Below are 23,379 nucleotides of genomic sequence, written 5' to 3'. Positions count from 1 at the left end.
CGCACGGGGTCATGCGCCTGTCGGAGGGGCTCCGCCGACCCAGTAACCTTGTGCGGGACGCGCTCGCGTCCCGCACACCACCCACCGCACCGCACCAGGAAGGTGTCCCCTCGTGGAAAACGGCGCCGCCCCGACCGCCCCGGCCGTGATTGTCGCCATCGACGGCCCCTCCGGCACGGGCAAGTCGAGCACGTCGAAGGCCGTCGCCGCGCAGCTCGGCCTGAGCTACCTGGACACCGGCGCCCAGTACCGGGCGATCACATGGTGGATGGTGACCAACGGCATCGACATAGCCGACCCGCACGCCGTCGCGGCCGCGGCCGGCAAGCCGGAGATCGTCTCCGGCACCGACCCGGCGGCACCGGCCATCGCGGTCGACGGCGTGGACGTGGCCGGCCCGATCCGCACCCAGGAGGTCACCTCCAAGGTGAGCGCGGTCAGCGCCGTGCCCGAGGTGCGGACCCGGATCACCGAGCTCCAGCGCACCATCGCCGCCGCCGCCGAGCGGGGCATCGTCGTCGAGGGCCGCGACATCGGTACGACCGTGCTGCCCGACGCCGACCTGAAGATCTTCCTGACCGCCTCGCCCGAGGCCCGCGCCGCCCGGCGCAGCGGCGAGCTCAAGGACGCCGACGTGCGCGCCACCCGCGAGGCCCTGATCAAGCGGGACGCGGCCGACTCCAGCCGCAAGACCTCGCCGCTCGCCAAGGCGGACGACGCGGTCGAGGTGGACACCACCGACCTCACCCTGCCGCAGGTCATCGAGTGCGTCGTCACCCTCGTCGAGGAGAAGCGGGCGGGTAAGTGACCTCACCCTCCGTCCCCTCCGAGAAGGGCGCCGAGGTCGGGCGGCGCATCGGCGTCGGCCTGATGTACGGCCTGTGGAAGCCCCGCGTGCTGGGCGCCTGGCGGGTGCCCACGACCGGCCCGCTGATCTTCGCCGTCAACCACGCGCACAACATCGACGGCCCGATGGTCATGGGCGTGGCGCCCCGGCCGACGCACTTCCTGATCAAGAAGGAGGCGTTCGTCGGACCGCTCGGACAGTTCCTGACCGGCATCGGCCAGCTCAAGGTGGACCGCCACTCCGCCGACCGCGCGGCCATCGGACAGGCGCTCGGCGTGCTGGACAGCGGCGGCGTGCTGGGCATCTTCCCGGAGGGCACCCGTGGCGAGGGCGACTTCGCCTCGCTGCGCGCCGGCCTCGCCTACTTCGCCGTGCGCGGCGGCGCCCCGATCGTCCCGGTCGCCGTCCTGGGAAGTTCCGAGAGACCCGGGCGGTTGATAAAGGCGCTGCCACCCCTGCGTTCCCGCGTCGACGTCGTCTTCGGCGACCCCTTCGACGCGGGCGACGGCAGCGGACGACGCACCCGCAAGGCGCTGGACGAGGCGACCGAGCGCATCCAGAAGCAGCTCACCGCGCACCTGGAAAACGCCAGGCGGCTCACCGGCCGCCAGGCGACACTTCAGTAGTGGGCCACCGGTACAGGACCGGTCCACCGATCACCACGATGAACGAGGTACGGACTTCATGAACGACGACATCCACTCCGAGGGTTCGGGCGAGGAGCACGACCACGGGGCGCTTGGCGACGCCGAATACGCGCAGTTCATGGAGCTCGCCGCGGAAGAGGGCTTCGACCTGTCGGAGGTCGAGGGCGCCATCGAGGAGGCCGGGCACGGCCCGCTGCCCGTCCTCGCCGTCGTCGGCCGCCCCAATGTCGGCAAGTCGACCCTGGTGAACCGCATCATCGGCCGCCGGGAGGCGGTCGTCGAGGACAAGCCCGGCGTCACCCGCGACCGCGTCACCTACGAGGCCGAGTGGGCCGGCCGCCGCTTCAAGGTCGTCGACACCGGCGGCTGGGAGCAGGACGTCCTCGGCATCGACGCCTCCGTCGCCGCCCAGGCCGAGTACGCCATCGAGGCCGCCGACGCGGTCGTCTTCGTCGTGGACGCCAAGGTCGGCGCCACCGACACCGACGAGGCGGTGGTACGGCTGCTGCGCAAGGCCGGCAAGCCCGTCGTGCTGTGCGCCAACAAGGTGGACGGCCCCAGCGGCGAGGCGGACGCGTCGTATCTGTGGTCGCTGGGTCTGGGGGAGCCGCACCCGGTCTCCGCGCTGCACGGCCGCGGCACCGGCGACATGCTCGACAGGGTCCTCGAGGCCCTGCCCGAGGCCCCCGCGCAGACCTTCGGCACCGCTGTCGGCGGCCCGCGCCGCGTGGCCCTGATCGGCCGGCCCAACGTCGGCAAGTCCTCCCTGTTGAACAAGGTGGCGGGCGAGGAGCGGGTCGTGGTCGACGAACTGGCCGGCACCACCCGTGACCCGGTCGACGAGCTGATCGAGCTCGGCGGCAAGACCTGGAAGTTCGTCGACACGGCGGGCATCCGCAAGCGCGTCCACCTCCAGCAGGGCGCCGACTACTACGCCTCGCTGCGCACCGCGGCCGCCGTCGAGAAGGCGGAGGTCGCCGTCGTCCTCATCGACTCCTCCGAGTCCATCTCGGTGCAGGACCAGCGGATCGTCACCATGGCCGTCGAGGCGGGCCGCGCGATCGTGGTCGCCTACAACAAGTGGGACACCCTCGACGAGGAGCGCCGCTACTACCTGGAGCGGGAGATCGAGACGGAGCTCGGCCAGGTGGCGTGGGCGCCGCGGGTGAACGTCTCGGCGCAGACCGGGCGGCACATGGAGAAGCTCGTCCCGGCGATCGAGACGGCCCTGGCCGGCTGGGAGACGCGCGTGCCGACGGGCCGGCTGAACGCCTTCCTCGGCGAGCTGGTCGCCGCCCACCCGCATCCGGTGCGGGGCGGCAAGCAGCCGCGCATCCTGTTCGGCACGCAGGCCGGCACCAAGCCCCCGCGGTTCGTGCTCTTCGCCTCCGGCTTCATCGAGGCGGGCTACCGGCGCTTCATCGAGCGCCGGCTGCGTGAGGAGTTCGGCTTCGAGGGGACGCCGATCCACATCTCGGTGCGGGTGCGCGAGAAGCGCGGCGCGAAGAAGAAGTAGCGGTGAGCGGCGAGAGGGGGCGGTCCCGACCGGGACCGCCCCCTCTCGCCGCTTCGTCCGAGCTCAGGCGCCCCTGCGGGGGGCCGGCGGGAGTGCGGCCGGGACGTGGCGCATCGTCCCGGTGCCGTGCGGGCCGAGCTGGCCGACGCGCTGCCACGACGACTCCTGGGCGAGCCGGGCGCTGTGGGCGCCCACGCCGTAGGCGCTGTAGGCCCGGCCGCGGGACATGGTCCCGAACCCGGTGAACTCCAGCTCCTCCTCGCCGCTGCGATCCCCCGGCAGCGAGCGGAAGGACCTGACGTACTCGGCGTAGAGCGCGTCGTAGATCGGCGTGGCCGAGGGGCCACCGTGGCGGTGGGAGGAGTCGTATGCGTGCACGTATGTCCAAACGACCCCGGGCCGGAAGGGATGCGGCCGGGGCGGCGGTCACCCCCGGTCGGTGATCAGGTCCCCGCCAGCGGCAACGCGGCGGCGACCAGCTGCCCGTGTGCCGCCGCCCTGTCCAGGGCGTCGCGCAGCAGGTCCTCCCTGGGCTGCCGGCCGATCGTCCCAACCGGCGCCGCGTACATCAGTACCTGCTGCTGCTTGTGGGCCGCCGTGCGCCAGCCCTCGGTGACCTGGAGGGGCTGGTGCGCCTGCCACCAGGCCACCGGCCGGCCGCCGTCGGTCCCGGGCTGGAGCACCGCGTGCAGCTGGCCCATGGCGAGCAGCACCGACCAGCCGTGCAGCACGGCGGGGGCGGTGGACAGCGCGACGACCGGCGTGAAGCCCTGTTCGATCAGCAGCGGCAGGAAGTCGTCGCCGGTGCCGGTGGTGCCGGGCCGCACGATGGGCGCGGTCGGTTCGACCACCAGCGCCGGGTGCAGCTCGTCGGCGAGCAGGACGAGGCCGCTGGTCACGCCCAGCACGGCCTGCTCGGGCGCCGGGGCCTGCGGCTGCGGGCGCGCGGAGTCGGCGTTGATGGACCGCACGGCCCCCTGGAGCTGTTCCTCGGTGACCTTGACGACCTGCGAAGGCAGGCAGCCCGCGTGTGCGAAGGCCAGGACGGCGGTCTCGTCCCCGACGAAGAGCACGGTGCTGGTGCGCTCCTGCTCGCAGTCGCCGGGAGTGCGGCAGGACGTGCAGTCGTAGCTGCCCGGGGCGGACTCCCCGGCGAGCAGGCGGTCGGCTTCTTCGTCGCCGATCTCGGCGCGTACGTCGTCGCTGACGTCGAGCATGCGCGGCACGGGTGGCTCCCTCGGATGCGGTGCGTGACCGGACCGGGTGGCTCCCGGCCCGCGGTCCGGGCGGGTCCCCGGCTCATGCTGAAGACAACGGGCGATCCGCGGCGGGAGTCACGCCCCGGGGCGAACGGAATCGAACCGCCCGACGCCCTGTCCGAACGGCGGCGTCATCGCTCGCGGACGCTCAAATGCGTTGGAGCATAGGGGAGTTGTCGGGGGAGGGGCGCGGAAGGTCGTCGGATCGGCAGGTCGACAAATCAGGAAATCGGCGAACGAACCGGGTGGCGGAAATCTTCGGCGCCCGCCGGGTCGGCCGGGGTGGGCCACGGCCCGCCGGACGCTCCCTCGCCCGGTCCCGGGCGCCGGCGCCCGGGCGCGGGGAAACTGTGGGTGAGAAGTGTGTTTCCTGTGTCGATATCCGATGGTCGCACGTCCGTTCGGTCCTACTCCCGGGAAAGGAATTGCGCTCCGCGGTGCACGGCGCCGCCTTTTTCCGTTCGAGAATTCGAGGGGGTGGCGCGCTGCGCCGAAATTGTCGCCCCGGTCTCGAAGAAGTTGCGCGGATGCGTCCGTTCGAGTGAAGGAGTTCGGTCAAAACGCAGGCCGTGGTCCTGTGACAGAAGTGTGACCGTAGGGGCCTCGGTGCCCTGTGTTACGGGCCTGGACTTCCCCGTCCGTGGAGCAGGGCATAGCGTGGCCGCATGGCACCGATTCCGACACCCCCCACCGAACCCCAGGACAGTCCGGACGCCTACGTGGGCCTCGATTCCGGGGCCGCCGAACGCCTCGCGCGCGAGCGGGGCTGGTCGACGGTGCGGTCGCTGGAGCCCGGGACGGTCATCACCATGGAGTACCGCGTGGGCCGGCTCAACTTCGAGGTGAAGGACGGCCGCGTGTCCCGCGCCTGGAAGGGCTGACACACGCCGAAGGCCCCGGCCCTCCGGTGCGGAGGGCCGGGGCCTTCGTGCTGCGGGAGAGGCTGTGCGTACCGGCCCCCGCGGGCCCCGGGGCGGTCAGCCGCCGGACAGGGGCCGTGCCGCCTGGGCCGTGCTGCGCGGGTGGCGGTCGGCGTGCGGCGGACGGCGGGTGCCCGCCGGGGTGACCGGCGTGCGGTCCGAACGGGTCGTGTGCGGACCCGGGGCCAGGTACACCGGGGCCCGGGTGCGGGACGCGGTGACCGGCTCGCGCGCCGGGGTCCCCTCCCGGCCGCGGAGGGGATGCGCGAGCACCACGGGGGCGGCGACCGGCTCCCTCGCCGGTGCCCTGCGGCCGCGCCGGGCGGACCACCGGTCCCGCAGGCCGAGGATCCAGGCCTCGGTGCGGCCGATCAGCGGCTCGCACCACGGCAGCGCCAGCAGGATCAGCAGGCCCGCCGTCCAGCCGAGGACCACGTCGCTCAGCCAGTGGGTCCCGAGGTAGACGGTGGACATCCCGACCCCGAGCGAGGTGACCGCCGACAGCGCCGACAGCCAGCGCCGCGCCCTCGGCGTCGATGCGAGGTAGGCCAGGATTCCCCAGGTCACGACGGCGTTCGCGGTGTGACCGCTCGGAAATATATCGCCGCCGAGCCACATCTCGTTCGCGCCGATCGTGGTCGCGTAGTGCGGTCCCAGCCGGCCCATGCCGATCTTGGCGGCGCCGACGGTCAGGTTCAGCAGCAGCAGGGAGGCGCCGAGCGCGAGCAGCGGACGCAGGGTGTGCTGGCGCCAGGACCGCCAGCCGAGCCAGGCCGCGACCATCACCGCGGTGGGGCCGCGCTGGCCGAGGACCACGTAGTAGTCGACGAACGCGTGGATCTCCGGCCACTGCTGGTAGGGCCGGAAGAACATGACCTGCCAGTCGAGCCGGACCAGCCACGAGGTGATCAGCACGGCCCACACGATCGCGATATAGAACGCGAGGGTGCCGGAGAACAGCGCAATGCGGTGCCGGCTCATCTCCGGCACATCTAGGTGGGCCGGTCGTTCCGGCTCCCGGTCGAGTCTCGCGAACACCCGGTCCAGACGGGTGAGGTTCCGTTCGGTACGCACCCAATCGACGTTACAGCGAGTGAGGAGTGGACCCGGCCGAATCAACGGCTTTGTGATGACGATGTGATGTGGGATTCCTCTCAGGGGGTGCCTTTTCCCGAGGAATCCGCAATCCCGCCCGGTCGCGCGCTTCAATTACTTTGATCGGTCCGGTCGGCGGTTTTATCGTGCTTATTAATTCGTTAACCGAATGCTGGTACGCAATTTCCCCGCCGCTCATCGGGCGGGCGCGGCCGGTCAGGGGGGACCGGAGCCGTTGAGCCAGAACGCGCCGTACCCGGCCGAGAGGACGGCGACGGCCGCCACCACGGGCGCCGACCTGGAGGTCCGCAGCCGGGCCAGGGCCACGGCGAGCGGCAGCAGCAGGGGGAAGGCGGGCAGCAGCAGTCGCGGCTTCGAGCCGAAGTAGCCCGACGCGCCCAGGGCGAGCGCGGTGACGATCCCCGAGTACACCAGCAGGGCGAGCGGCTGGCGCCGCCGCACGCAGACGACGTACAGCCACAGCAGCAGGGCGATCCCGGCGATCAGGCCGGCACCCGCCAGGGCCGACGGGAACGACGTGAGCATCCCGCCGGCGAACCGGGCGAAGGACAGGCCGCCGTCGAAGCCGTTGTGCCAGCCGGCCTGGACGTCGAGGTAGCCGAGCGGGCCCAGGCCGGTGTGGTGGCCGACCCACAGCACGTACCCGGCGGCGCCCAGGGGCGCGAGCAGCATGCCGCACGCGCGCCGCACGCCCTCGGCGGGGGCGCGATCCGCGGGAAGGGCGCCGCCCGCGGCGGTGGCGCTCCGGGTTCGCCCGAATGCCACGACGGCGGCCGCCCACACCGCCGCCGTCACCGCGAGCCCCACCGGCCGGGTCAGCCCGGCCAGTGCGGCCAGCGTCCCCGCCGTCACCCACCGTCCGGTGAGCACCGCGTACAGGGACCAGGCGGCGAGCGCGGTGAACAGTGACTCGCTGTAGGCCATCGACTGCACGATCCCCACCGGAAGCACGGCCCACAGCAGCGCCGCGCAGACCCCGGCCCGGCGGCCGTGGAGGTGGTCCGCCACCGCGAAGATCCCCCAGGCCGCCGCCAGTGAGGCGAGCAGGCTGACCACGAAGCCCGCGTCGGCGTACGACAGCGGGAAGACGGCCGCGCCCAGCCGCTCCAGCCAGGGCAGCAGCGGGAAGAAGGCCAGGTCGGAGTGCACGTCGCCGTTGGGCAGGTGCACCTGGTAGCCGTAACCGGGACCTGCGACCCTGGCGTACCAGAGGGAGTCCCAGCGCGCGGTGAGCAGCGTGTACGCGTTCTTGTCGCGTGCGACGCTCCACAGGACCAGGACGAGCAGGCCCAGTGCGCGGACGGCCGCGTAGCCGAGGAGCGCCGGGGCGGCCCGGCGCAGGGCACCGGCGCGGTCCGCCGCAACGCGTGTTTCAAGATCGGTCACGGGCCCGATTATCCGCCGGGTCCCCGGCGCGTCGGCCGGCCGGGGCGGCCGCCCGGCCGGCGCGGTGGCGCACGCCACACATGTCGTGCGGGATGTGTGAGCCCGGCCACGCGGGTACGGGACGGACTCGCGTACGCTGGCCAGCCACTCGCGTTTTCCGTTGCACGGCCCGGAGGCTCCGCTCCTCTCCGGCCGAGCCGCAGGGGAGTCCCCGCCCCGCGCGGCCCGCCGGACGCGAGGGAACATCTTGGAGGTACGTGCATGTCCGGGACGACCACGGCTGCCGCCGCGCTGCGCCGCCGGGCTGCCGGGGCCGGCGCCAACCGCTGGGTGGTCCTCGTCGTCCTCTGCGTCAGCCTGCTGCTCGTCGCCGTCGACGCCACCGTCCTGCACGTGGCGGTCCCCGCCGTCACGGAGGACCTGAGGCCCGGCGCGATAGAGCTGCTCTGGATCGTCGACGTCTATCCCCTCGTCTGCGCCTCGCTGCTGATCCTCTTCGGCACTTTGGGCGACCGGGTCGGCCGCAGACGGATCCTGCTCCTCGGGTACGCGCTCTTCGGCGTCGCCTCCGCACTGGCGGCCCTCGCCGAGGGCGCCCAGGCCCTGATAGCGGCCCGCGCGCTGCTCGGGGTCGGCGGGGCGATGATCATGCCGGCGACGCTGTCGATCCTGCGCCAGGTCTTCCCCGACCGGCGGGAGAGGGCGCTGGCCATCGGCATCTGGAGTGCCGTGGCCGCGGTCGGCGCGGCGATCGGACCGCTGCTCGGCGGCTTCCTGCTGGAGCACTTCTGGTGGGGGTCGGTCTTCCTCGTCAACATCCCGCTGATGCTGGTCAGCCTGCCGGTGGGGCGGCTGCTACTGCCCGAGTCGAAGGGCGACGGCACCGGCCCCTGGGACGTCGTCGGCGCGCTCATGGCGGCGGCCGGGCTGTTCGGGGTCGTGCTGGGCGTGAAGCGGCTCGGCGGCGGCGAGCCGGTGGCCAGTGCGGTCACCGTGCTGCCGCTGGTGGCGGGCGCCGCCCTGCTGGCCGGCTTCGTGCGGCGGCAGCGGCGCCGTACGTACCCGCTGGTGGACCTGCGGATGTTCCGGCGGCCCGCGTTCAGTACGTCGGTGGGCTGCATCGTGCTGGCCATGCTGGCGCTGGTGGGGCTGGAGCTGATCGCGGCACAGTACCTGCAGCTGGTGCTCGGACTGTCACCGCTGGAGACCGGGCTGCGGCTGCTGCCGCTGACCTTCGCGGCGATGGCGGCGGGCCTGGCGGGCGCGCGCCTGCTGCGGCGGTTCGGGCCGCGCCGGATGGTGTGCGCCGGGTTCTGCCTGACGGCGGGGGCGGTGGTGCTGCTCACGGCGATGGGCCGGGCGGACGACAGCGCGCTGCTGCTCTCCGGGTTCGTCCTGCTCGGCTTCGGCCTGGAGACGACGCTCTTCGGGGCGTACGAGTCGATGCTGAGCGAGGCGCCGCCGGAGCAGTCCGGCGGGGCCGCGGCGATCGGCGAGACGTCGTACCAGCTGGGCGCCGGGATCGGGATCGCGCTCCTGGGCAGCGTGATGAACGCGGCGTACGCGCCCGGGCTGACGGGCGGGGTGCCCGGAGTGCCGGCGTCGGCGTCGTCGTCGGCGGGGCATTCGCTGGGGGAGGCCTACGAGGTGGCCGCGCAGCTCGGGGGGCCGGCGGGAAGCGCGCTGCGGCGGGCCGCGGCGGACGCGTTCGTGCACGGGCTGCACGTGACGTTGCTGGTGAGTGCGGGGTTGTTGCTGCTGGGCGCCGTGATGGCGTTGCGGTTGCCGCGGGCGATGCAGTGCGAGGCGGACGCCGTCGCGGTGCCCGGGCCCCGGGACGCCATGGAGTCGCGCGTCTCGGTGTGACCGTCGCGGCCCCCGCCCGTCCGCCGGGAGGCGGACGGCGCCCGTGGTGGACGTGCGGGGCGCCGCGCCGTAACGTCGGAACGCAACCGTAACTAGCAGCGCTAGTTTTCACCGTCCCGGAGGGTGTTCCATGGCCTCGTCCTCGAAGTCGCCCGCGTTCGACCCCGCCGATCCCCTCGGCATCGACGACCTGCTGGAGCCGGAGGACCTGGCGGTCCGGGACACCGTGCGGGGCTGGGCCGCCGACCGCGTGCTGCCGCACATCGCGGACTGGTACGAGCGGGGCGAGCTGCCCGGCATCCGGGACCTCGCCCGCGAGCTCGGCTCCATCGGCGCGCTCGGCATGTCGCTGGAGGGCTACGGCTGCGCCGGTGCGACCGCCGTGCAGTACGGGCTGGCCTGTCTGGAGCTGGAGGCGGCCGACTCCGGCATCCGGTCCCTGGTCTCCGTACAGGGCTCCCTCGCCATGTACGCCATCCACCGCTTTGGCAGCGAGGAGCAGAAGCAGGCCTGGCTGCCGCGCATGGCCGCCGGCGAGGTCATCGGCTGCTTCGGGCTGACCGAGCCCGACCACGGCTCCGACCCCGCGAACATGCGCACCCACGCCAAGCGCGACGGTGGGGACTGGGTGCTCAACGGCCGCAAGATGTGGATCACCAACGGTTCGGTGGCCGGCGTCGCCGTCGTCTGGGCGCGGACCGAGGACGGCATCCGCGGCTTCGTCGTGCCCACCGACTGCCCCGGCTTCTCGGCGCCCGAGATCAAGCACAAGTGGTCGCTGCGGGCCAGCGTCACCAGCGAGCTCGTCCTCGACGACGTGCGGCTGCCCGCCGACGCCGTGCTGCCGGAGGCCACCGGGCTGCGCGGACCGCTCAGCTGTCTCTCCCACGCCCGCTACGGCATCGTCTGGGGTGCGATGGGCGCGGCCCGCAGCTCCTTCGAGGCGGCTCGGGAGTACGCGATGTCACGGGAGCAGTTCGGACGGCCCATCGGCGGCTTCCAGCTGACCCAGGCCAAGCTCGCCGACATGGCGGTCGAACTGCACAAGGGGATCCTGCTCGCCCACCACCTCGGGCGGCGCATGGACGCCGGCCGCCTGCGTCCGGAGCAGGTCAGCTTCGGCAAGCTCAACAACGTGCGCGAGGCGATCGAAATCTGCCGCACGTCCCGCACGATCCTCGGCGCCAACGGGATCTCCCTCGAATACCCCGTGATGCGGCACGCGACGAATCTGGAATCGGTGCTCACCTACGAGGGCACCGTCGAGATGCACCAGCTCGTGCTGGGCAAGGCGCTCACCGGACTCGACGCCTTCCGGTGAGGCACGGGCGGGGGCGGGGCCGTGGAACGCGGCCCCGCCTCAGCTCTGGTTGAAGAAGCCGTCCGACCGGTGCGCGGCCGGGTCGCCGCTGATCACCTCGGTGTCGGCCGGGCTCAGCAGGAACACCCGGGTGGAGACCCGCTCGATCGAACCCCGCAGGCCGAAGATCAGCCCGGCCGCGAAGTCCACGACGCGCTTGGCGTCGCCGGCCTCCATCGCCGTCAGGTTCATGATGACCGGGACACCCTCCCGGAACAGCTCGCCGATGGCACGCGCGTCCCGGAAGCTGTCCGGGGTGACCGTGCCGATGCGGCGGCCTCTCTCCTCGGCGACGTCCGAGGCCACCTTCACCCGCGGGTCCGTGACCCAGGCGTCCGGGGACTCGGTGCCCTCGGAGTAGTCGTCGTCGTAGTAGCGCTCGTCATCGTTGTCGTCGACGAGGCCGAGCCACGCACTCGCCTTGCGTACCGATCCCATGGACGCCTCCTCTCACAGCGGTCTTTCGTGCTTTCCGCATCCCTATGGTCATCCATGATGCGGACGTCGCGCCAAGTGGATAGACGCCGCGCGGGGGGTTTGTGACGGTACTGGTGCACAGCGGATCCGTCGAGAGTCCGTGTGTCCCAAGGGCCGTTTCCCAAACGGACGCTGACCGTGAGTGAAATATGATTCTTCCCGGCGGACGGGTGAGCGGGGGTGCGTACGGGTGAACCCGGCTGCCGGTACGATGCCGCAGCTCAGCGTGTCGTACGAACCAACGGGGGAGTGTCGTGTTCGGAATCGTCAGGCCATGCAGGCATCGGCTGGGAGAGAGCCTCACCAGTCAGTGGATGGCGCATCTGTGCGGGTTGTGCCTCGCGCTGCGCAAGGACCACGGACAGTTCGCGCGCATCGTGACGAACTATGACGGGCTGCTCATATCGGTGTTGACGGAGGCTCAGGCCGACCGGCGCGGCGCGGGCGCCGGCCGGCGAACGGCGGGGCCGTGCCCGCTGCGCGGGATGCGCACCGCGTCGGTCGCGCACGGTGAGGGCGCCCGGCTCGCGGCGGCCGTCTCCCTGGTGCTGGCCTCGGCCAAGGTGCGCGACCATGTGGCCGACGGGGACGGACTGCTGGCCCGGCGGCCGGTGGCCCGCGCCGCCCGCCGGGTCGCCGCCGGCTGGGACGCGGCCGGCCACCGCGGCGGCGGTGCCCTCGGGTTCGACACCACCGTCCTGGTCGACGCCGTGGACCGGCAGGTCGGCCTCGAGGTGCTCGCCGGGCCCGGGACGCCTCTCCTCACCGTCACCGAGCCGACCGAGACCGCGACCGCGGCGGCCTTCGCCCACACCGCCCACCTCGCCGGACGGCCGGGCAACGCCGTGCCGCTCGCCGAGGCGGGGCGCCTGTTCGGACGGCTGGCCCACCTCCTGGACGCCGTGGAGGACCAGGAGGCCGACGCCGCGTCGGGCGCCTGGAACCCGCTCACCGCCACCGGCACCCCGCGCACGGAGGCCCGCCGGCTGGCCGACGACGCCGTGCACGGGATACGGCTGGCGCTGCGCGAGGCCGAGTTCACCGACGGCCGGCTCGTGCACCGGCTGCTGGTGCACGAGTTGGGCACCTCCGTCGACCGCGCCTTCGGCACCCCCTCCTGCGCGCACGGCAGCCACCCCTACGCGCCGCCCGGCGCCCCGGGCGGCCCCGGTGCGCCGATGCCGCCGGAGCCGCCGCGCCGCGACCGGCGGGGCCTGCTCGCGGGGTGCGCCGTGTGGCTGGGGCTGGCCTGCACGTGCCAGATGTGCTGCGGCACGTTCGAGGACCCCTGGAGCAGGCAGCGCAGGGAAGGGCTGTTCCAGAGCTGCGGTGACTGCTGCGACTGTTGTGACTGCTGCGGCAAGTGCGGCGACTGCTGCGGCGACGGATGCTGCTGCGACGGCTGCGGATGCGACTGCTGAGAGGCCGTCAGTCCTTCAGCTCGGGGGGCGAGATCTCGGACCGTGCGATCGCCGACTGCGTCGTCCCCCACTTCTTGAGGATCCTGTCGTACGTGCCGTCGGCGATGAGCCCGTTCACCGCGGCCCGGAGGGCGGGCGCCGGCTTCGACCCCTTCTTCAGGGCGAAGCCGACGTCCAGGCGGTGGAACTCGTTCAGGAAACTTCAGGCCCCGCTGGTGGGCGACCGCGTAGCGCAGGCCGTTGATCGTGGACATCACGACGTCGCTGCGGCCCTGCTGGAGTGACGACCACAGGGCGCCGGGCTCGCTGTAGGTCTGCACCTCGTAGGCGTCCTTCCCGGCGTCCGCGCACCGGTGCCTGTTCTCCTCCAGGGTGGCCTCGAAGGTGGTGCCGGCGCCGGTCGCCACCTTGAGCCCGCACAGCTGCGCGAGGTCGGTGACCTCGGACAGGTCGCTGTCCTCGCGCGCGGCGAAGCCCTGGCCGTCGTTGATGTACGTGAGTCGATGGCCCCGCGCCGCTCCTCGGTCACGCCGAAGTTGGCGGCGCCGACGTCGTACTTGCCGCTGTCCAGGGCGGGCAGGATCGCCTCGAAGGATGCCTGCCGCGTGGTGAGGCGGACGCCGAGTGCGCGCGCGACGGCGTGCGCGAAGTCGACGTCCTGGCCGGTCAGCGTCTTGCCGTCGGTCAGGTAGGTGGTGCCGGGTGGGGTGCCGCCGACGCTGACGGCGACGCCCTCGGTGCCGGGCGGCAGCAGCCTCACCGCGGCCGCGGGCGCTTCACGCCGTACGGCACCGGGCGGCGCAGTGCGCGGGTGCCGAACGCGGACGGCCGGGAGCGCGGGCTCGGCCTCGGCGGTGAGCTGGCCTTCGAGCTCGGCGGCCGGGGGCACACGCTCCAGGTGACCGTCGAGGACGACGGCTCGCTGTGGGCCGTGTTCGCGGACACCACCGCCGGGAGCACCAGTCACCGCTTCCGGTTCCTGCGCCCGGCCGCGCCGGACGCCGAGGGGCGCACGACGGTCGACTTCAACCGCGCGCTGCTGCCGCCGTGCGCCTTCGCCGACCACTTCATCTGCCCCTTCCGGCCACCGGGGAACACGCTGGAGACCGCCGTCGAGGCGGGGGAGCGCGAACTGCGCTGACGCCTCCCGGGGGTTGGCGGTGGCGGCCGGTCGATGGTTGAAGGCCGAAAGGCACTCTTGCGCCGACCGGCCGTTCGGCCGAATACTCCAACCTCAGCGCTTGTCAGGGGCACGGCGTATCCGGAATCCGGGACGCCCGTCCTCTGGCTGCGCCTCACGGGCCCCAACCCCACGAGAGGGCCCCCTACTTCCCCTGTGGAGGAACGAAAAGTGAGGATCAAGCGCACCAACCCCCGCAGCGGCATCACGAGACGGACCCGGCTGATCGCCGTGTCCGCCGGCCTCGTGGCCGCCGCCGCGATCGCGGTCCCCAGCGCGAACGCGTCCGACAGCGCCCCTGCCACCTTCAGCGGGGCGGAGCTCCAGAGCGCCGGCAGCGCTGTGCTCAAGGCCGACGTCCCCGGCACCGCCTGGGCCGTCGACGGCAAGACCGGCCGGGTGCTCGTCACCGTCGACAGCACGGTCACCCAGGCCGAGATCGCGAAGATCAAGGAACAGGCCGGCGACAAGGCCGGCGCCCTCAAGATCGAGCGCACCCCCGGTACGTTCAACAAGCTCATCCAGGGCGGTGACGCCATCTACGCGAGCAGCTGGCGCTGCTCCCTCGGCTTCAACGTCCGTGCGAGCAACGGAACCGAGTACTTCCTGACCGCCGGCCACTGCACCGACGGGGCCGGCACCTGGTGGTCGAACTCCGGGCACAGCACGGTCCTCGGCTCCACGGCCGGCTCCAGCTTCCCGGGCAACGACTACGGCATCGTCCGGTACACCAACACGTCCGTGAGCAAGCCCGGTACCGCGAACGGGGTGGACATCACCCGCGCGGCCACGCCGAGCGTGGGCACCACCGTCATCCGTGACGGCTCCACCAGCGGCACCCACAGCGGCCGGGTCACCGCCCTGAACGCCACCGTCAACTACGGCGGCGGCGACATCGTCTCCGGGCTGATCCAGACCACGGTCTGCGCCGAGCCCGGTGACTCCGGCGGCCCGCTCTACGGCAGCAACGGCACCGCGTACGGCCTGACCTCCGGCGGCAGCGGCGACTGCTCCTCGGGCGGCACGACGTTCTTCCAGCCGGTCACGGAGGCCCTGAGCGCCTACGGCGTCAGCGTCTACTGAGACCGTCCCACGGCGTAGCCGGCAGCGCCGAGAGCCCCCGCACGCGCCCCGCGTGCGGGGGCTTCGTCGTGCCCGCCCGGCGGACGCGACGGACGGAAGCACGGGCGAAGGGTGTCGCGCAAGGGGCGAATTCCGGACAGGGCCGAATCCCCCTGCACGGACCGCAGTTACTGACTCGTAATATTTGCGATCGACGTGCTGCGCGAATCCTGCTGGACAGGACATGAATGGTGAAGGTCGTGTGACCGCGCGGCAGTTGTCGTGCGCACGTCCTGAAGTGGACCTTGTGTGCTCCCGGGGGAGTGGGAAGAGTTGGCGCTCGTCAACCAGCCTTCCGGCCCGCGAGGTCCCCACAACCTCCCGGGCCGACCCCCCCACAGGAGGACGTGAGTTGAAGCACCGACGCATAACCGGGCGGCGTGCAGCCGTGGTAGGTGCGGGCATCACCGCACTGGTCGCCGCGGGAGTCACCTTCCAGAGTGCGAACGCCAGCGAGGCACCGAAGGCCCCCGCGCCCGAGACCCTGTCGGTCACGGCGGCCGGAAAGCTCGCCTCGACGCTGCTCGGCGACCTCGGCACCGACGCGGCGGGCACGTACTACGACGCCCGGTCGAAGAGCCTCGTCGTCAACGTGCTCGACGAGACCGCCGCGCAGACCGTCGAGGAGGCCGGCGCCCAGGCGAGAATCGTCGAGAACTCGCTCGCCGAGCTGAAGAGCGCGCGCACCACCCTCGCCCAGAAGGCGGCCGTCCCGGGCACCTCCTGGGCGACCGACCCGACCACCAACAAGGTCGTCGTCACCGCCGACCGCACGGTCTCCGAGGCCGAGTGGGCCAAGCTGTCCAAGGTGGTCGACGGGCTCGGCGCCAAGGCCGAACTCAAGCGGACCAAGGGCGAGTACAAGCCCTTCGTCGCGGGCGGCGACGCCATCACCGGAGGCGGCGGGCGCTGCTCGCTCGGCTTCAACGTGACCAAGGGCGGCGAGCCGTACTTCCTCACCGCCGGGCACTGCACCGAGTCCATCTCGAGCTGGTCGGACTCCTCCGGCACCGTGATCGGCCAGAACGAGGCCTCCAGCTTCCCGGACAACGACTACGGCCTGGTCAAGTACAGCGCCGGCGTGGACCACCCGAGCGAGGTGAACCTCTACAACGGCTCCGCGCAGGCGATCTCGGGCGCGGCCGAGGCCACCGTCGGCATGGAGGTGACCCGCAGCGGCTCCACCACCCAGGTGCACGACGGCACGGTCACCGGCCTGGACGCCACCGTGAACTACGGCAACGGCGACATCGTCAACGGCCTGATCCAGACCGACGTCTGCGCCGAGCCCGGCGACAGCGGCGGCTCGCTCTTCTCGGGCGACAAGGCCGTCGGTCTCACCTCCGGCGGCAGCGGCGACTGCACCTCGGGCGGGGAGACCTTCTTCCAGCCGGTGACGGAGGCCCTGTCGGCCACCGGTACGCAGATCGGCTGAGCACACGCACCTGTGGAGTCCCGTCCCGCGCGCGAGGGGCGGGACTTCCGCATGCGTGCGCGCGGGTCAGCCCGCCCGGGGGAGCGGACCCGCCTCCCGCCGCCCGCGGCGCAGCGCGGCCGCCAGCATCGTGATCACCGTTCCCGCGACCGCCCACGCCCACAGCACCAGCAGGGAGAGGGTCTGGTCGTTGCCCTTGAAGTACGCGACCGAGCGGGCCGCCCAGGTGCCCGCGCCCGGCGGCAGCGCCGGGCCGATCGCCCTCCAGAACGGCGGCAGCATCGGCAGCGGGAAGGCGCCGCCCGCGCTCGGGTTGCCCGCGATCACCACCAGCAGGATCGCCAGCCCGATGCCGACGATCCCGAAGAGACCCTGGAGCGCGAGCGTGGCGGCGCCCACCGCGAAGGTGATCAGGGCGCCCAGCCCCCACAGGTCCACCACGCCGCCGGGCAGCGCCCCCAGGACCGGCCCGACGATCACCGCGCCGCCCAGGCCGCCGACGATCGCGACCAGTGCCATCACGATCAGGCGGATCGCCGCCCGGCGCGGGTCGGCGGGCCGGGCCCCGCTGCTGATCGCCAGGATCGAGGCGCACAGGTAGCCGCCGACGCACCAGCCCACGACCAGGTAGAAGGACGACAGCCCGTCGAAGTCCCGGGGCGAGGCCGGGGCCACGTCGACGGTGCGCACCGTGCGCCGCTCGGCCGCCTCCACCCTGCCGACGATGCCCTCCAGGGTGGTGGCGAGGACGGTGCCGCCGCCGGAGGCGACCAGCAGGGTGTCCGTGCCGCCGGCCGGATCCACGATCAGGGCGCCGTCGATCTCCCGGTCCATGATCCGCTGCCGGGCGCTCGCCGCGTCGGCCACCGTGCGCGGGTCCAGCGGCGACCCGGGCAGCCCCTCCAGCCGGGTCACCGTCCGTTCGGCGGCGGCCCCGGGGGCGACGACCCCGAAGGGCACGTCCTTGGGCTTCGGGTCGTGCAGCGCTCCCACGTAGGAGGCGATGAACAGCAACTGGAGCGCGAGCACGCCGAGCACGAGCAGGGTGGCCCGCGGGGTGACGGCGTCCTGCACCTCCCCGAGGAAGGAGCCGCTCCGCGTGCCGGTGCCCGGTGTGTGCGACATGTCCCCCACGGTCCGGGGCAGGGGGCGTTTGCGCAGGTGGGGCGGGGCCGAACAGGTGTCGCACACATATTCGAGGATGGGGGTATGGTGGGTGAGGTAGCTGGGAACAGACGTTCGATAATGGCTTTCGGGCCATGCGTCGGGTTCATGATTCGGGAGGTGCGCGTGCCGGGTTTCACGCATCTGCGCACCGTCTCCGGGTTCTCCCTGCGGTACGGCGCCTCCCACCCGGAGCGGCTGGCCGAGCGTGCCGTCGAGCGGGGCATGGACGCCCTCGCCCTCACCGACCGGGACACCCTCGCGGGCACGGTCCGCTTCGCCAAGGCCTGCGCGAAGGCGGGCGTCCGCCCCCTGTTCGGCGCGGAGCTGGCGGTGGCGGCCCCCGAGCCGGAGACCGGCCGCACGGACACCTCCGTACGCCGGGACCGGCGCCGCACCCCCGTGCGCGGAGGCGCCTTCGTCGACGAGTCGGCCCCCCGGGTGACCTTCCTCGCCCGGGACGGCGCCCGCGGCTGGGCCGACCTGTGCCGCCTGGTCTCCGCCGCCCACACCGCCGAGCCCACCCCGCTGCTGTCCTGGCCCGACAACCACGCCGACGGCCTGACCGTCCTGCTCGGCCCCGACTCCGACGTCGGCCGCGCCCTCGCCGCCGGCCGCCCCGACCGCGCGGCGAGGCTGCTCGTCCCCTGGCGGGAGGTCTACGGCGACACCCTGCGCCTGGAGGCCGTCTGGCACGGCCGCGAGGGCACGGGCCCCGGCTCGCTGCGCCTGGCCGCCCGCACCGTCGGCTTCGCCGCCGAGCAGGGCGTCCGGCCCGTGCTCAGCAACGCCGTCCGCTACGCCGACCCCGGCCAGGGCCGGATCGCCGACGTCCTGGACGCCGCCCGCCGGCTCGTCCCGATCCACGCCAACAAGGAACTGGACTCCGGCGAGGCCTGGCTCAAGGACGCCGGCGCCATGCGGCAGGCCGCCGAGCGGATCGTCGAGGCCGCGGGCTTCCGGCGCGACACCGCCCACCGCCTGCTGGAGCAGACCCGGGCCACGGCCGCCGAGTGCCTGGTCGACCCCGAGGACGACCTCGGCATGGGCGCCGTCCACTTCCCCGAGCCGCACCTCGTCGGCGCCGGCCGCCGCACCGCCCAGCGCGCGCTCGCCTCCCGGGCGGCGGCGGGCATGGTGCTGCGCGGATACGACCGGCGGCGCGCGTACTGGGAGCGGATGCACCACGAGCTGGACATCATCGCCCACCACGGCTTCGCCTCCTACTTCCTCACCGTCGCCCAGGTCGTGGACGACGTACGGCACATGGGCATCCGGGTCGCGGCGCGCGGCTCCGGCGCGGGCTCCCTCGTCAACCACCTCCTCGGTATCGCCCACGCCGACCCGGTCGAGCACGGGCTGCTCATGGAGCGGTTCCTGTCCAAGGAGCGGGTCGTGCTGCCCGACATCGACATCGACGTGGAGTCGGCGCGCCGGCTGGAGGTCTACCGCGCGATCATCGGCCGGTTCGGCACCGAGCGGGTCGCCACCGTCGCCATGCCGGAGACGTACCGGGTGCGCCACGCCATCCGCGACGTGGGCGCCGCCCTGTCCATGGACCCGGCCGAGATCGACCGCGTCGCCAAGTCCTTCCCGCACATCCGCGCCCGCGACGCCCGCGCGGCGCTGGAGGAGCTGCCCGAGCTGAGGGAGCTGGCGGGAGAGGCCCGGCGGGAGGGCGGGGGGAAGTACGGGAGGCTCTGGGAACTGGTCGAGGGCCTCGACGCCCTCCCGCGCGGCATCGCCATGCATCCCTGCGGGGTGCTGCTGTCGGACGCCTCCCTGCTCTCCCGCACGCCGGTCATGCCGACCAGTGGCGAGGGCTTCCCCATGGCCCAGTTCGACAAGGACGACGTGGAGGACCTCGGGCTGCTCAAGCTGGACGTGCTCGGCGTGCGGATGCAGTCGGCGATGGCGCACGCGGTCGCCGAGGTGAAGCGGGCCACGGGCGCCGAGGTCGACCTGGACGCCGTACCGGAGGGGGACCCGGCGACGTACCGGCTGATCCGCTCCGCCGAGACGCTGGGCTGCTTCCAGATCGAGTCGCCGGGCCAGCGGGACCTGGTCGGCAGGCTCCAGCCGTCGACCTTCCACGACCTCGTGGTCGACATCTCGCTCTTCCGCCCCGGCCCGGTCGCCGCCGACATGGTGCGGCCGTTCATCGAGGCCCGGCACGGGCGGGCACCGGTGCGCTACCCGCACGAGGACCTGTCCGAGCCGCTGAAGGGCACCTACGGGGTCGTCGTCTTCCACGAGCAGATCATCGACATCGTGGCCGTCATGACCGGGTGCGGGCGCGGCGAGGCGGACCGGGTGCGGCGCGGGCTGTCCGACCCGGAGTCGCAGGGGCGGATCAAGGTGTGGTTCGCACAGCACGCGACGGCGAACGGCTACGACGCGGAGACGATCCGGCGGACCTGGGAGATCGTCGAGGCCTTCGGCAGCTACGGCTTCTGCAAGGCGCACGCGGTCGCCTTCGCCGTGCCGACGTACCAGTCGGCGTGGCTGAAGGCCCACCACCCGGCCGCCTTCTACGCCGGCCTGCTCACGCACGACCCCGGCATGTACCCCAAGCGGCTGCTGCTGGCGGACGCGCGGCGGCGGGGGGTGCCGATCCTGCCGCTGGACGTGAACGAGTCGGGGGTCGCACACAGGATCGAACTGGTGTCTGAATCGCGGTCCGAGGGGAAGACCTGGGGCCTGCGCCTGGCCCTCTCGGACGTGCACGGCATCAGCGAGGCCGAGGCGGAGCGGATCGCGCAGGGGCAGCCGTACGCCTCCCTGCTCGACTTCTGGGAACGGGCCCGCCCCAGCAGGCCGCTGGCCGGACGGCTCGCCCAGGTCGGCGCGCTGGACGCCTTCGGCGCCAACCGCCGCGACCTGCAACTGCACCTGACCGAACTGCACCGCGGCGCACGCAGCGGGCGCGGCGGTCAGCTCCCGCTGTCCGGCGGACGGAGGACGGCGTCGGCCGGTCTGCCCGACCTCACCTCGGCGGAGAAGCTCAGCGCCGAACTGGGCGTGCTGTCCATGGACGCCTCGCGCAACCTGATGGACGACCACCGCACCTTCCTGCGCGAGCTGGGCGTGGTGTCGGCCAAGCGGCTGCGCGAGGCCCGGCACGGGGAGACGGTGCTGGTCGCGGGGGCCAAGGCGGCCACCCAGACGCCGCCGGTCCGCTCCGGGCGCCGGGTCATCTTCTCCACCCTGGACGACGGGTCCGGCCTGGTCGACCTCGCCTTCTTCGACGACTCGCACGACACCTGCGCGCACGCCGTCTTCCACTCCTGGCTGCTGCTGGTGCGCGGGGTGGTGCAGCGGCGCGGCCCGCGCAGCTTCAGTGTGGTCGGCTCCGCCGCCTGGAACCTCGCCGACCTGCTGGAAGTACGCCGGGAGGAAGGGCTGGAGGGCGTCGCGGCCCGGCTGGCCGGAGCGGGCGGAAGCCGGGGTGACGACCCCGAGGACGGCCCGGCGCGCCGCCGCCTCGCCGGTTCGGACGGGCGGCCCGCGCCGGCCGGCTCCGCGGCCCAGGACCCGATGGAGCAGCGGAGGATCCGCATGTCCACGGGGTACGAGATGCACCCCTGGGCCGATCTGCGCCCCGCGGGCGAAGGGCCCGCGGTGGGAAGGAAGTTGTGGCACCAGAGTCCGGGGAGTGCGGGATGACGATTCTCTGTGTACGTTTCCAGCTGCCGCCGATGTGCGAGGCGGCCCTGCCCCCGTTGCTGGGGCTGCTGGAGGAGTTCACGCCGGTCGTCGAGGCGCTGCCGCCGGACGGGGCGCTGGCCGACCTGCGCGGCGCCGAGCGGTACTTCGGGCGTGACGCCGTGGAGCTGGCCTCGGTGATCCGTGTCCGCGCCCTCGCCCTGTACGGCGTCGACTGCGTGATCGGCGCCGGGCCCGGCCCCATGACGGCCCGCATGGCCCTGCGGGACGCCCGGCCGGGGCTGACCCGCGCGGTCCCGGAGGACGAGGTGCGGGAGTTCCTCGCCGGAAAGCCGGTCGTCGCCCTGCCCGGCGTCGGCACCGCGACCGCCCGCACCCTGTGCGAGTACGGCCTCGACACCCTCGGCCGGGTCGCCGCCGCACCCCTGTCCACGCTCCAGCGCCTGGTCGGCGCGAGGGCCGGCCGCGAGCTGCGCGAGAAGGCGCAGGGCGTCGACCGCGGCCGGGTCGTCCCGAACGGCGTCTCGCGCTCCCTCGCCGCCGAACGCCCCTTCACCCGCGACGAGCTGGACCCCGACCGGCACCGCCGCGCCCTGCTGTCGGCCGCCGAGGAACTGGGCGCCCGGCTGCGTGCCGTGGACAAGGTGTGCCGCACCCTGACCCTCACCGTGCGCTACACCGACCGATCGGCCACCACTCGCACCCGCACCCTGGAGGAGCCGACCGCGCACTCGGCGGCGCTGACGCGTGCCGCGTACGGCATGTACGAGGCGCTCGGCCTCCAGCGCGCCCGGGTCCGTTCCCTCGCCCTGCGCGCCGAGGGCCTCGCCCCCGCCGAGCAGGCCTCCCACCAGCTCACCTTCGACCCCGTGGACGAGAAGGTCCGCCGGATCGAGGAGGTCGCGGACCGCGTGCGGGCGAAGTTCGGCCCGCGGGCGCTGATGCCGGGGTCGCTGGCGGCCTGAGGTGCCCGGGGGTCAGTTGGCCCACGGGGGAGTGATCCGGCTGCCGTCGGCGAGCTCGGCCTCCAGGCCGACGGAGGTGGTGACCCAGGACGTCGCGGTCCGGTCGGTGGGGTTCTCCACGGCGAGGGTCGCACCCGCGCCGATGATCACGGTGTCGCCCGCGGTGACGGGCTCGGTGCGGCCGTCGAGGGTGATCAGCAGCTCGCCGGTGAGCAGGTGGAAGATCTCCTCCCGGTCGACGGTGTGCGCGGGCGCCTTCGTGCCCGCGGGGATCTCGCCCCGCCAGGCGCACAGCTCCCTGCTGCCGGTGCGGGGGGTGGCGTACGAGACGAAGCGGGCGCCGTGGATCTCGTGGACGACACCTTCGGACGAGCGGACGACGGGCATGACGGTCTCCTCGTGATAATGGTCAAGCAACTTGACTAACTCCACCCGCCTATGGTCAAGCTGCTTGACCAATTCGTCAAGGGTGTTTCATTGCCCCGTGCAGAACTCCGACGCCATGGCCCTGACCGCCGCTCTGCTCGCCGCCGCCGGCGGACTCACGCAGCGCATCCACGAGGGCGTCGTCGCCCGCGGCTTCGAAGGGGTGCGGCCCGCCCACGGCTTCGCGTTCACCAGGCTCGCCCCGGACGGCGCGACGGTCACCGACCTCGCCGCGCACCTCAGGGTGACCAAGCAGGCCGCCAGTCAGCTCGTCGACGAGCTGGTCCGCAAGGGGTTCGTCGAGCGCCGGCCGCATCCCGCCGACGCGCGGGCCCGGCTGGTCGTGCTGACCGAGCGGGGGTGGGCGTGCACGCGGGCCGCCGAGGAGGCGGCGGCCGAGGCCGTGCGCGGGTGGACGGACGTGATCGGCGAGGGCGGGGTCCGCTCGCTGTACGGCCTGCTGGCCCACGTCGCGCCCAACGGGCCCGTCCGGCCCGCCTGGTGACCCTCTATCACCTGTGGCACGACCGGTGCCGGTCGTCCCGGGAAGTTTTTACCGACGCGTAACTTCACGCGTGCGCTACTCGCCCGTAACTTGACGAGTGA

The 23,379-nt window shown here is 73.1% G+C and carries 19 protein-coding genes and 2 pseudogenes; 13 read left to right on the top strand and 8 right to left on the bottom strand.

Features of this window, described 5'->3' with window-relative positions; translation table 11 throughout:
• Positions 1 to 112: 112 nt before the first annotated feature.
• The 3 genes from cmk to der all read left to right on the top strand — a co-directional run bounded on the left by cmk (position 113) and on the right by der (position 3,010).
• Positions 113 to 808, top strand: coding sequence for a (d)CMP kinase (gene cmk / locus AC0VYN_RS25435; protein ID WP_385472144.1), 696 nt, complete (start codon positions 113 to 115; stop codon positions 806 to 808).
• Between the two features lie 62 nt (positions 809 to 870).
• Complete coding sequence (locus AC0VYN_RS25430) at positions 871 to 1,473, top strand: lysophospholipid acyltransferase family protein (RefSeq protein ID WP_451628980.1); 603 nt, start codon at positions 871 to 873, stop codon at positions 1,471 to 1,473.
• Positions 1,474 to 1,531: 58 nt separating this feature from the next.
• Positions 1,532 to 3,010 carry a ribosome biogenesis GTPase Der gene (gene der, locus AC0VYN_RS25425; RefSeq protein ID WP_475532838.1) on the top strand — a complete coding sequence of 493 codons (1,479 nt, stop codon included), beginning with the start codon at positions 1,532 to 1,534 and terminating at the stop codon, positions 3,008 to 3,010.
• 63 nt (positions 3,011 to 3,073) lie between these two features.
• Here der and AC0VYN_RS25420 read toward each other — a convergent pair whose 3' ends face one another.
• Positions 3,074 to 3,388, bottom strand: coding sequence for a hypothetical protein (locus tag AC0VYN_RS25420; RefSeq protein WP_385467996.1), 315 nt, complete (start codon positions 3,386 to 3,388; stop codon positions 3,074 to 3,076).
• A 65-nt stretch (positions 3,389 to 3,453) separates the two neighbouring features.
• Positions 3,454 to 4,236, bottom strand: a complete 783-nt coding sequence (locus AC0VYN_RS25415; RefSeq protein WP_475532837.1) for a hypothetical protein — start codon at positions 4,234 to 4,236, stop codon at positions 3,454 to 3,456.
• Positions 4,237 to 4,934: 698 nt separating this feature from the next.
• Here AC0VYN_RS25415 and AC0VYN_RS25410 point away from each other — a divergent pair.
• A complete protein-coding gene (locus AC0VYN_RS25410; RefSeq protein WP_475532836.1) occupies positions 4,935 to 5,150 on the top strand; it encodes an I78 family peptidase inhibitor in 216 nt (71 codons plus the stop codon).
• Between the two features lie 96 nt (positions 5,151 to 5,246).
• Here AC0VYN_RS25410 and AC0VYN_RS25405 read toward each other — a convergent pair whose 3' ends face one another.
• Entirely contained in the window at positions 5,247 to 6,263 is a 1,017-nt protein-coding gene (locus AC0VYN_RS25405; protein ID WP_475532835.1) for a phosphatase PAP2 family protein, read from the bottom strand.
• Positions 6,264 to 6,500: 237 nt separating this feature from the next.
• Entirely contained in the window at positions 6,501 to 7,691 is a 1,191-nt protein-coding gene (locus AC0VYN_RS25400; protein WP_475532834.1) for a glycosyltransferase family 39 protein, read from the bottom strand.
• Between the two features lie 261 nt (positions 7,692 to 7,952).
• Between AC0VYN_RS25400 and AC0VYN_RS25395 the strand changes: the two genes are divergently transcribed.
• Together AC0VYN_RS25395 and AC0VYN_RS25390 are read left to right on the top strand one after the other, a co-directional pair.
• Complete coding sequence (locus AC0VYN_RS25395) at positions 7,953 to 9,557, top strand: MFS transporter (protein ID WP_475532833.1); 1,605 nt, start codon at positions 7,953 to 7,955, stop codon at positions 9,555 to 9,557.
• A gap of 130 nt (positions 9,558 to 9,687) precedes the next feature.
• The gene (locus AC0VYN_RS25390; RefSeq protein WP_475532832.1) at positions 9,688 to 10,878 is read left to right on the top strand and encodes an acyl-CoA dehydrogenase family protein; all 1,191 of its coding nucleotides are present in this window, start codon (positions 9,688 to 9,690) and stop codon (positions 10,876 to 10,878) included.
• A gap of 39 nt (positions 10,879 to 10,917) precedes the next feature.
• Here AC0VYN_RS25390 and AC0VYN_RS25385 read toward each other — a convergent pair whose 3' ends face one another.
• Complete coding sequence (locus tag AC0VYN_RS25385) at positions 10,918 to 11,355, bottom strand: cell division protein SepF (RefSeq protein WP_385467977.1); 438 nt, start codon at positions 11,353 to 11,355, stop codon at positions 10,918 to 10,920.
• 293 nt (positions 11,356 to 11,648) lie between these two features.
• On the opposite strand from AC0VYN_RS25385, the gene AC0VYN_RS25380 reads away from it, so the two are divergent.
• Positions 11,649 to 12,815: a DUF5685 family protein gene (locus tag AC0VYN_RS25380; protein ID WP_475532831.1), complete on the top strand. Its 1,167-nt coding sequence runs from the start codon at positions 11,649 to 11,651 to the stop codon at positions 12,813 to 12,815.
• Positions 12,816 to 12,822: 7 nt separating this feature from the next.
• Here the strand turns inward: AC0VYN_RS25380 and AC0VYN_RS25375 are convergent.
• Positions 12,823 to 13,575: pseudogene (locus AC0VYN_RS25375) on the bottom strand (ABC transporter substrate-binding protein).
• 9 nt (positions 13,576 to 13,584) lie between these two features.
• Between AC0VYN_RS25375 and AC0VYN_RS25370 the strand changes: the two are divergent.
• The 3 genes and pseudogenes from AC0VYN_RS25370 to AC0VYN_RS25360 all read left to right on the top strand — a co-directional run.
• A pseudogene (locus AC0VYN_RS25370) lies at positions 13,585 to 13,956 on the top strand (DUF1684 domain-containing protein); the annotation flags it as partial.
• Between the two features lie 210 nt (positions 13,957 to 14,166).
• Positions 14,167 to 15,078 (top strand): S1 family peptidase, encoded by a 912-nt coding sequence (locus AC0VYN_RS25365; RefSeq protein WP_385467949.1) that lies wholly within the window; start codon positions 14,167 to 14,169, stop codon positions 15,076 to 15,078.
• A gap of 391 nt (positions 15,079 to 15,469) precedes the next feature.
• Positions 15,470 to 16,552 (top strand): S1 family peptidase, encoded by a 1,083-nt coding sequence (locus AC0VYN_RS25360; protein WP_475532830.1) that lies wholly within the window; start codon positions 15,470 to 15,472, stop codon positions 16,550 to 16,552.
• A gap of 66 nt (positions 16,553 to 16,618) precedes the next feature.
• Here the strand turns inward: AC0VYN_RS25360 and AC0VYN_RS25355 are convergent, their stop codons facing one another.
• The gene (locus tag AC0VYN_RS25355; protein ID WP_475532829.1) at positions 16,619 to 17,677 is read right to left on the bottom strand and encodes an ABC-2 transporter permease; all 1,059 of its coding nucleotides are present in this window, start codon (positions 17,675 to 17,677) and stop codon (positions 16,619 to 16,621) included.
• Between the two features lie 165 nt (positions 17,678 to 17,842).
• Here AC0VYN_RS25355 and AC0VYN_RS25350 point away from each other — a divergent pair, with 165 nt between their 5' ends.
• Entirely contained in the window at positions 17,843 to 21,382 is a 3,540-nt protein-coding gene (locus AC0VYN_RS25350) for a DNA polymerase III subunit alpha (protein ID WP_475536985.1), read from the top strand.
• A complete protein-coding gene (locus AC0VYN_RS25345) occupies positions 21,379 to 22,347 on the top strand; it encodes a DNA polymerase Y family protein (protein WP_475532828.1) in 969 nt (322 codons plus the stop codon). Before AC0VYN_RS25350 ends, AC0VYN_RS25345 begins: the two co-directional genes overlap by 4 nt.
• Before the next feature lie 12 nt (positions 22,348 to 22,359).
• On the opposite strand, the gene AC0VYN_RS25340 is transcribed toward AC0VYN_RS25345, so the two are convergent.
• On the bottom strand, positions 22,360 to 22,734 hold the full coding sequence (locus AC0VYN_RS25340) for a cupin domain-containing protein (RefSeq protein WP_475532827.1): 375 nt from the start codon (positions 22,732 to 22,734) through the stop codon (positions 22,360 to 22,362).
• A 97-nt stretch (positions 22,735 to 22,831) separates the two neighbouring features.
• On the opposite strand from AC0VYN_RS25340, the gene AC0VYN_RS25335 reads away from it, so the two are divergent.
• A complete protein-coding gene (locus AC0VYN_RS25335) occupies positions 22,832 to 23,278 on the top strand; it encodes a MarR family winged helix-turn-helix transcriptional regulator (protein WP_475532826.1) in 447 nt (148 codons plus the stop codon).
• Positions 23,279 to 23,379 lie beyond the last annotated feature (101 nt).

This window comes from Streptomyces sp. 63XJN7_1_ISO-PGPR-S23-121 (genome assembly GCF_056173025.1).
This window is presented reverse-complemented; position numbering and strand designations above follow the sequence as displayed.

Bases quoted from the DNA above. Each gene is read 5' to 3' on its own strand.
- AC0VYN_RS25430 (WP_451628980.1), top strand. From the start codon at position 871: ATGTACGGCCTGTGGAAGCCCCGCGTGCTGGGCGCCTGGCGGGTGCCC.
- der (WP_475532838.1), top strand. From the start codon at position 1,532: ATGAACGACGACATCCACTCCGAGGGTTCGGGCGAGGAGCACGACCAC.
- AC0VYN_RS25410 (WP_475532836.1), top strand. From the start codon at position 4,935: ATGGCACCGATTCCGACACCCCCCACCGAACCCCAGGACAGTCCGGAC.
- AC0VYN_RS25395 (WP_475532833.1), top strand. From the start codon at position 7,953: ATGTCCGGGACGACCACGGCTGCCGCCGCGCTGCGCCGCCGGGCTGCC.
- AC0VYN_RS25390 (WP_475532832.1), top strand. From the start codon at position 9,688: ATGGCCTCGTCCTCGAAGTCGCCCGCGTTCGACCCCGCCGATCCCCTC.
- AC0VYN_RS25385 (WP_385467977.1), bottom strand. From the start codon at position 11,355: ATGGGATCGGTACGCAAGGCGAGTGCGTGGCTCGGCCTCGTCGACGAC.
- AC0VYN_RS25355 (WP_475532829.1), bottom strand. From the start codon at position 17,677: ATGTCGCACACACCGGGCACCGGCACGCGGAGCGGCTCCTTCCTCGGG.
- AC0VYN_RS25345 (WP_475532828.1), top strand. From the start codon at position 21,379: ATGACGATTCTCTGTGTACGTTTCCAGCTGCCGCCGATGTGCGAGGCG.
- AC0VYN_RS25340 (WP_475532827.1), bottom strand. From the start codon at position 22,734: ATGCCCGTCGTCCGCTCGTCCGAAGGTGTCGTCCACGAGATCCACGGC.